The sequence below is a fragment of the Lysinibacillus sp. FJAT-14745 genome (genome assembly GCF_001275675.1).
Lineage (GTDB): Bacteria > Bacillota > Bacilli > Bacillales_A > Planococcaceae > Lysinibacillus.
Window position 1 is genome coordinate 97148 of the sequence record NZ_LITM01000002.1, and the last position, 1495, is coordinate 98642.

The 1495-nt window shown below is 31.4% G+C and carries 2 protein-coding genes; both read right to left on the bottom strand.

Annotated features, from left to right (window positions below):
• Positions 1-47 precede the first annotated feature (47 nt).
• Positions 48-590, bottom strand: a complete 543-nt coding sequence (locus tag AMS59_RS26845; protein ID WP_053482087.1) for a LytS/YhcK type 5TM receptor domain-containing protein — start codon at positions 588-590, stop codon at positions 48-50.
• A gap of 220 nt (positions 591-810) precedes the next feature.
• Complete coding sequence (locus tag AMS59_RS01965) at positions 811-1290, bottom strand: DUF4871 domain-containing protein (RefSeq protein ID WP_199777652.1); 480 nt, start codon at positions 1288-1290, stop codon at positions 811-813.
• Positions 1291-1495: the final 205 nt, after the last annotated feature.

Genomic DNA, 1495 nt, shown 5'->3' on the forward strand with positions numbered 1-1495 from the left:
TCGTACTCTCAACTCTAGCGGATACAGATGTTTTTTTGTATTCTTTTTTAGCAAGAACAGATTTTGGTGTTGAGCCCTATATAATTGAATAAAAAGTGAATAAAATCAGGTTGGACTTTATCGTTTATCCGTATTTGGTTCATTAAAGCGAATATAGAAAAGGAAATAGTGCAAAGAGACATAAGCAATAAGCTGAACAATATTTTTCTTTTTTTATAATAACCAGCAAGAAAATATTGGGATACCATAGTAATGGAAGTGGCCATAAAATATACAATAACTGCAGGGTAGACTCCGTCTCCGCCTAAGTAAAAACGGTAAGAAACAAATATAACAGTAATAAAAATAAAACTCCTAAAACCACCATAGAGAACAGCTAAAAGGATTGGGATAAGCCGTAAATCATATATGTATCCATAATTAAACTTAAACGGGAATGTCATACAAAGAACAACCGCAATGGATGAAAGAAAGGAAATTAATATAGTATTACGCGCTTCTTTTCCATCTTTATCTAACCAAAATATTTGATAGAAAAAAATACAAATGATAATAATGAATGCATTTAATAATAATGTCGTTATCCCCATGATCAGCGCCCCTAAATTGAGTAATAAATGTCATAAAATTGATAAAACATAAAATATTAAGATAATTATAAACTTTTTTTCAAAAAAAGAAAGATGTTGAAAAAAGTTTCAAAAAGAAAAAATATTTGACTAACCTGCTCCGTTAGTTCAATAAGAAAAAAAGAGCTGCCTACGCAACTCAATGATCTTCAAGTAAATCACTCCGTTAGTTGAAGATAATTTAACTATCTTCGACGTTTATAACTATTTCCCCAAATAACTTCTCATTAAAATATATTTCTAATTTCCATAATCCACTTGTAGGGAACATCATATTCGATGGGATATGGGAAAAAGTATTGGAATATTGCCATACTGTATCATCGACAGATACCAACACGGGATGTTCTTTCCCTTCTTTGTCAGTTCCAACTACTTTAAAATTACCACTGATACTATCTTTATCTCCCCAAAAATACCACATATACTTATTTACTTTATTAGCAATAATCTTTTCTTCTACTACCTCACCTTTTTTACCAATACCAACCAAAAAACCAACTTTCCCTTCTTCGCCAATCAACAAATACTCTCCTTCTGTCCCATCACCCAAAGTAATGGGCAATGAAAAAGTAGAACTTACCTCACGTGTTTCTTTCTTATCAATATTGTTACAACCGACAAGTGTCATTAAAAATAGCATAGAAATCAACATAATCATTTTGTTCCTCATATTTCTCCCCTTTATCAATTAGGCATTACCTGTTATTAAATAATATAGATAAATTCTTCTTAGATGAACGATATTCTATAGTACTACTTCAACATTCTTATAAATATCCCTTCTTCATACAGATAGGTAAGCCTTTGAAATTATCGCCAGCTTTTCCCCCTGTTCACACCGTACGTGCGACTTTCATCGCATA

Excerpts from the sequence above, each read along its gene's own strand:
- AMS59_RS26845 (WP_053482087.1), bottom strand. The coding sequence starts at position 590 with ATGGGGATAACGACATTATTATTAAATGCATTCATTATTATCATTTGT.
- AMS59_RS01965 (WP_199777652.1), bottom strand. The coding sequence starts at position 1,290 with ATGATTATGTTGATTTCTATGCTATTTTTAATGACACTTGTCGGTTGT.